The organism is Kitasatospora sp. NPDC056783 (genome assembly GCF_042789895.1).
GTDB lineage: Bacteria > Actinomycetota > Actinomycetes > Streptomycetales > Streptomycetaceae > Kitasatospora.
The window spans coordinates 1-6123 of record NZ_JBHUAF010000331.1; the positions used below are offsets into that span (position 1 = coordinate 1).

5 protein-coding genes and 1 pseudogene are annotated in these 6123 nt (G+C 69.2%); 2 read left to right on the forward strand and 4 right to left on the reverse strand.

All coding sequences use genetic code 11. The features are described 5' to 3' along the window. A pseudogene (locus ACFRMQ_RS32030) lies at nucleotides 1–405 on the forward strand (galactokinase); the annotation flags it as partial. A 3-nt stretch (nucleotides 406–408) separates the two neighbouring features. Here the strand turns inward: ACFRMQ_RS32030 and ACFRMQ_RS32035 are convergent. From ACFRMQ_RS32035 to ACFRMQ_RS32050, 4 genes are all read right to left on the reverse strand, one after another. Next, nucleotides 409–1509: a radical SAM/SPASM domain-containing protein gene (locus ACFRMQ_RS32035; RefSeq protein ID WP_380734232.1), complete on the reverse strand. Its 1101-nt coding sequence runs from the start codon at nucleotides 1507–1509 to the stop codon at nucleotides 409–411. Between the two features lie 61 nt (nucleotides 1510–1570). Beyond that, nucleotides 1571–2395 carry a carbohydrate ABC transporter permease gene (locus ACFRMQ_RS32040; RefSeq protein WP_380734233.1) on the reverse strand — a complete coding sequence of 275 codons (825 nt, stop codon included), beginning with the start codon at nucleotides 2393–2395 and terminating at the stop codon, nucleotides 1571–1573. Beyond that, nucleotides 2392–3306 carry a carbohydrate ABC transporter permease gene (locus ACFRMQ_RS32045; protein ID WP_380734234.1) on the reverse strand — a complete coding sequence of 305 codons (915 nt, stop codon included), beginning with the start codon at nucleotides 3304–3306 and terminating at the stop codon, nucleotides 2392–2394. Before ACFRMQ_RS32045 ends, ACFRMQ_RS32040 begins: the two co-directional genes overlap by 4 nt. Beyond that, nucleotides 3296–4585 carry an extracellular solute-binding protein gene (locus tag ACFRMQ_RS32050; RefSeq protein WP_380734235.1) on the reverse strand — a complete coding sequence of 430 codons (1290 nt, stop codon included), beginning with the start codon at nucleotides 4583–4585 and terminating at the stop codon, nucleotides 3296–3298. Before ACFRMQ_RS32050 ends, ACFRMQ_RS32045 begins: the two co-directional genes overlap by 11 nt. Nucleotides 4586–4782: 197 nt before the next feature. Here ACFRMQ_RS32050 and ACFRMQ_RS32055 point away from each other — a divergent pair, with 197 nt between their 5' ends. After that, complete coding sequence (locus tag ACFRMQ_RS32055) at nucleotides 4783–5955, forward strand: serine/threonine protein kinase (RefSeq protein ID WP_380734236.1); 1173 nt, start codon at nucleotides 4783–4785, stop codon at nucleotides 5953–5955. Nucleotides 5956–6123 lie beyond the last annotated feature (168 nt).

Consider the following 6123-nt stretch of genomic DNA (forward strand, 5'->3'; position numbering starts at 1 on the left):
CGCGCGGGCGGCGATCCCGCGCTGGCGGGGGCGGGGGCGGAGTCGGCGCGGGCGTCGGCCGACGCCTGGGCGGCGCTGCGCGGGCGCGACCACGAGGCGCTGGGCGCGGCGATGGCGCGGGCGCACAGCGCGATGCGCGACCACCAGGGCATGTCGACCCCGCTCCTGGAGGAGCTGAGGTCGCTGGCGCTGGAGGCCGTCGCTCTGCCGCTGAAGCTCAGCGGGGCGGGCGGTGGCGGCTCGCTGGTCGGGGTGTGCCCCGAGGCCGACGCGCCCGGGGTGGCGGCCCGCCTGGCCGACGCGCTGCGCGAACCGTTCCCCGGAGCACGGGTGATCCCCACCCGTGCGGCCCCGGGGAACCGGGGCGCGCGGGTGGGGACCAGGGTCGGCGTCAGCGCGAACTGACGGTCACAGGAACGGGTCGTAGTCCTCCGTCTGGGGGACTGCGCCCGTTCCCCGCGCTATCTGCGCCAGTTCCAGGTTGGAGCGGTGCCGGGCGCAGTGGAAGCGGCAGTCCCGGCTCGGGTCGATGATGCCGCGGTCCGAGTTCCGCCAGATGTCGGCGAGGCTCTCGGTGACGGCGTCGCCGATCCGGGCCATCGGGCTGCCCCGGTGGTAGGAGCACACGTACACGCCGGACGGGGTGACGAGCGTCCGCAGCTCGGCCACCTGGCACCGGTGGTAGTCCTTGGGCTGGACGGGCCCGGTGTGCCGGCGCAGCGAGGTGAGCGTGGAGGAGTTGACGAGCTGGAAGGTGTCGCTCTGCAACTTCTCCGCGGCCTCGGCGAGTTGGAGGTCGACCGATTCCAGGATGTTCTGCGACACCTGGATGACGTGGTGCTCCTCGTCGAACATGGCCTTGGTCTCGAAGTAGTCGCAGCCGATGTCGTGGGCGAGTTCGGCGGCGAGCAGGACCTCCGTGTGGTTGGTGACGAACCGGCCGTCCGGCTCCTGGCGGGTCATCACCAGGAACGAGTAGCCGAGGGCACCGGTCTTCGCCTCGGCGAGCAGCCGCATGTTCGCGACCACCTTGTCGAAGACGCTGCGTCCCTTGCGGTCGGGGCGGAAGAGGCCGTAGGTCTCCGCGGTGCCCGCGTCCATGGAGACGCGGACCCAGCTGGCGTAGCGGGCGAGTTCGTCGAGACTCTTGTCGATCATGGTGCCGTTGGTGACGACCCCGATGGACACCCCGGCCTCGCCGAGGATCCGCAGGACCCGGCGGGTGCCCCGGTGGGCGAGCGGTTCGCCGCCGCCGATGAGGACCACGCCCCGGACGGACATGGAGACGAGTTCCTCGGCGAGCGCGGCCAGCCGCTCGGGGGTGAACCGGCCCTGGTTGAGCAGCTTCCCGCTGATGCACTCGGGGCAGGCGAGGTCGCAGAACGTCGTCGGGTCGAGGTCGACGACCAGTGGTGCCTCGGAAGGGTCGCCCGAGGCGGCTTGCAGGATGCGGGGCCAGCCGGACGGCTGGTACAGCTTGGAGACGAGATCGAGACGATCATGCGTCACGGAGTCCTCCTGAGGACGTGAAGGGGTGCCGCCGACCGGGTCGGGGCCTTCCGCGGTCGGGTCAGCCCTTGACGGCGCCGGCGGCGAGGCCGGACGCGATCCTGCGCTGGACGATGAGGAAGAAGACCACGACCGGCAGGGCGGTCAGCGTGGCACCCGCCATGAGACCGCCGTAGTCGGTCCCGAAGCTGGTCTGGAAGGAGACCAGCCAGATGCTGACCGTCTGTTTCTTGGGGCTGGACAGCAGGACGTAGACGAGGACGTACTCGTTCCAGGCCTGGACGAGTGCGAACACCGAGGTGGCGACGATGCCCGGCGCGAGCAGCGGAAGGACCACCCGACGGAACGCGCCGAGGCGGCCGCACCCGTCGACCATGGCGGCCTCCTCCAGCTCCACCGGTACCCCGGCGATGAAGCCGCGGAGCATCCACACCGTGAACGGCAGGGTGAACACCAGGTAGGTGATGATCACCCCGGCGATGCTGTCGGTCATCCCGACGTCGTTCAGCAGCAGGTACACCGGGATGATCAGGGCGGTGAGCGGGACCATCTGGACGATGAGGATGACCACCACGAACGCCCGGCGGCCCACGAACCGGAAGCGGGCCAGCGCGAAGGCCGCCAGGGTGCCGACGACCAGGGACACCAGCACGGTGCCGACGCCGATGACGACGCTGGACTGCACGTTGTCCCAGAAGGTCTCCGAGTTCAGGGCCCGGGTGAAGTTGGCCAGCGTGGGCTGACCCGGCCAGAAGTGCGGTGGCAGGCTCAGGATCTCGGTGGCCGGCCGGAACGCGGTGAGCACCATCCAGTAGACGGGGAAGCCGACCACCGCGGCCACGACCAGTCCCAGCAGGTCGTGGCCCAGCGACCTCCGTCGCCTCATTCGATCTCTCCCGTCCTGAGCATCTGGCGCAGATAGACGACCGACCCGGCGAGCAGCAGCACGACGGTCACGAGCGCTATCGCCGCGCCGGTGCTGTACCGGTTGACGGCGAACGACTCGATGAAGGAGTAGACGCCGAGCAGGTAGTACTCCCGCTCGGGCTGGCCGCCGCGCATGAGCCAGATCTGGTTGAACACGCCGAAGTTCCAGATGGCCATCAGCGTGGTGACCATGAGCAGGACCGGCCTGATCACGGGGATGGTGACGTGCCGGAAGACCTGGAACGACCGGGCGCCGTCGAGCACCGCGGACTCCTCCAGCTCCGGCGGGACCTGCGCCAGCGCGGCGCGGAGGGTGATCGCCGCGAACGGCAGCGATCCCCACACCACGACCGCGATGATGACGGCGAAGCCCTCCCACGGGTCGGTGAACCAGTTGTGCTTGGCCAGGTCGACCCCGGGCAGCCGGGAGAGCACCCAGTTCACCACGCCGTAGTCGGCGTCGAAGAGCCAGCGGAAGATCGACGCGGCGACCATGGCCGGCATCGCCCACACCGTGACCAGCACGCCGGCGAGGACGGCGCGCACCCACGGGGAGACGCGGTGCATCAGCATCGCGGTGAACAGCCCGCAGACCACCGTCACGGCGACGCTCACGGCGGTGAACAGCAGGGTGCGGAACACCACCGTCCAGAAGAACCCGTCACCGAGGATCCGCCGGAACTGCTCCAGGCCGGCCCACGGCGGCGTCGCACCGCTGAACAGCTGTTCGCGGGTCATGTCCTGGAAGGCGAGCACGACCATGTCCACCAGCGGGTAGCCGAGGACGAGGACGAGCGCGATGACGGTCGGGCCGATCAGCAGGTAGGGCAGCAGTGGTGACCGTCGCCGCCGGACCCGGTCACCGCTCATTGAGCACGGCGTCGATCCGCTTGTCGGCGTCCTTGGCGGCGTCCTGCACCGAGGCCTTGCCGTTGGCGATCCGCTCCAGCATCTCGGGCAGGATGTTGGACTTCTCCACCGACGTCCAGCCGGGGGCGAACGGGGTCATCCAGCCGCCGGTCTGGGCCGCCTGGGCGGCCGGGCCGTTGATGCCGCCGGCGGCGACCTCGGCCATCTGGGTGGTGTTGTTGGGCAGGGTGTTGGCCGCGATCAGCGCCTTCTGCGAGTCCCGGTCGGTGAACATCTTGATCCAGTCGTTGGCCAGGTCCTTGCGCGTGGACTTGGCCGGCACGGCCAGGGTGGAGCCGCCGAGGAACGGCGGCAGGAGCTTCCCGGACGGGCCGGGGAAGGGGAAGGTGTCGAACTTGCCCTTCAGCTTCGGGTCTCCGCCGATGCTCGGGTCGGAGGCCGAGTCGGCCTCCCAGGTGTTGCCGTAGAAGGCGCCGACGTGGCCCTGGCCGACGACGGCCGGTTCGTCGCTGTTGTCCTTGGCGCGGTCGCCGACGTAGTAGGAGTCGATCAGCCGCTTCCACTCGGTGAGACCGGCGACGGAGGCGGAGGAGGACAGCGAGGACTTCCAGCGGTTGCCGTCCTTCACGGCGATCTCGCCGCCGGCGTCCTTCACGAAGGCCATGGCGGCGTACCAGTAGCGGCCGGGCATGTACAACGCGGAGAAGTTCGGGTCGCCGGGGCCGAAGGTGTTCTTCAACTTGTCGAGCGCGGAGGTCAGTTCGGCATAGGTCTTCGGGGCCCCGGAGACGCCGGCCTGGGTGAAGAGGTCGGTGCGGTAGATGCCGACCCGGGCTCCGACGTAGTAGGGCACGCAATAGGTCTTGCCGTCGTTGCGACAGGCGTCGGCCAGGGCGGGCAGCCAGGTGTCCGACTGGTCGAAGCGGGCCGGGTCGATCGGCGCGAAGGCGTTGTTGACGATGTAGTTGGTGGTCTCGCTGTTGCCCATCTCCACCACGTCGGGCACGTTCTTCCCGGCGAGGACGGCATCCAGCTTCTGGTTCTTGGTCGGCCACTGCTGGTACTGGACCTCGACCTGGACGCCGGGGTGCGCCTTGGTGAAACGGTCATTAGTGGACTGGACCAATTGTGGCCAACTCTCCTGGGCGTCCACGGCCAGCCAGACGGTCAGCTTGCCGCCCGCATCGGAGCCTCCGCCCGAGCTGCTACTGCATCCGGCGGCCGCCAGGGACAGGAGTAACGCCAGTACAACAGGGCGACTGGACATGCGAATGGTCATGGGGGTCTCCAAGTTCGCTATGGGGGTGGTCTTCTGATTACCCATCTGATCACTCGCAGTAGCAGAGGTATAGACATTCGGCCGGAAGATGACGTTCGACGTCCCACGGAGGATGCAACATCTTGACTACTCCTGGGTCTCACGAGCAGGTTGGGCCTCTGCGATACCCACGTGACCCCGATTCGAAGGGCTTGTACGTGACCGAGCAGACGACTGCCGCGCCCGATGTGACTTCCGAGACCGACCGCCCGGTGCGGGTCAACGCCTGGAACGGCTGGGACCCGCTGCGCCACGTGATCGTCGGACGCGCCGAGGGCACCGTGGTCCAGGCCCCCGAGCCCGCCGTCCGCCGGGACTACCCGGACGACGGATTCCCGCTGGGCACCTTCGGCCCGATGCCCGAGGACATGGTCGCCGAGGCGGAGGAACAGCTCGACGACTTCGCCGCGATGCTGCGGCGCCGCGGCATCCGGGTGGACCGCCCCACCCCGATCGACTTCAACCAGCAGGTCAGCACGCCCGAGTGGAGCCAGGACTCCATGTTCGGCTGCATGCCGCCCCGGGACATCCTGCTGACCGTCGGCAACGAGGTCCTGGAAGCGACCATGTCGTACCGCAGCCGCTGGCACGAGTACCTGGCCTACCGGCCCCTGCTGCAGAACCTGTTCGACTCCGACGAGCGCATGCGCTGGGAGGCCGCCCCGAAGCCGCGGCTCACCGACGCCTCGTACAACACGAAGTTCTGGGACACCTACAACGACCTGCCGACCGACGTGCAGCTGGCCCGGGTCCGCGACTACGACCTCGTGCTGACCGAGGCCGAGCCCCTGTTCGACGCGGCCGACGTCGCCCGCTTCGGCAAGGACCTGTTCGTCCAGCTGTCCTTCGTCACCAACAAGAGCGGCTACCAGTGGCTCAAGCGCCACTTCCCCGACCACCGGGTGCACGCCGTCACCTCCACCAACACCCACCCGCTGCACATCGACGCCACCTGGGTGCCGCTGCGCCCCGGCCTGGTGCTGCACTGCGGCGAGCGGCTGGCGGACGCCGAGCTGATGGAGTTCTTCCGGCTCAACGACTGGGAGATCATCGAAGCGGTGCAGCCCGCGAGCTGGGACCACCCGCCGAAGCTGTCGTTCTGCAGCCCGTGGCTGGCCGGCAACATGCTCAACCTCGACGAGAACACCCTGTGCATCGAGGAGAAGGAGGTCAAGCTCTCGGAGCAGCTGTCCTCGTACGGCTTCGAGATCGTGCCGGTGCCGTTCCGCGCGGTCGGGCCGTTCGGCGGCGGTCTGCACTGCGCGACGGTCGACATCGAGCGGGAGGGCGAGCTCCAGGACTACTTCCCGCGCCGGCACGGCCGTTACTGAGGCCGGTCGGGTGTCCGGGGTGCTTGCGCCGGAGGTCCGTGCCGTCGTCTTCGACTTCTACGGGACGCTGGCGCGGATGGTCGAACCGCTGCCGCCCGATCACCGTGCGATCTTCGAACGCCGGGGCCTCGCCGCCCAGGGCGCCCGCTGGGGCGACCAGTGGGCGGT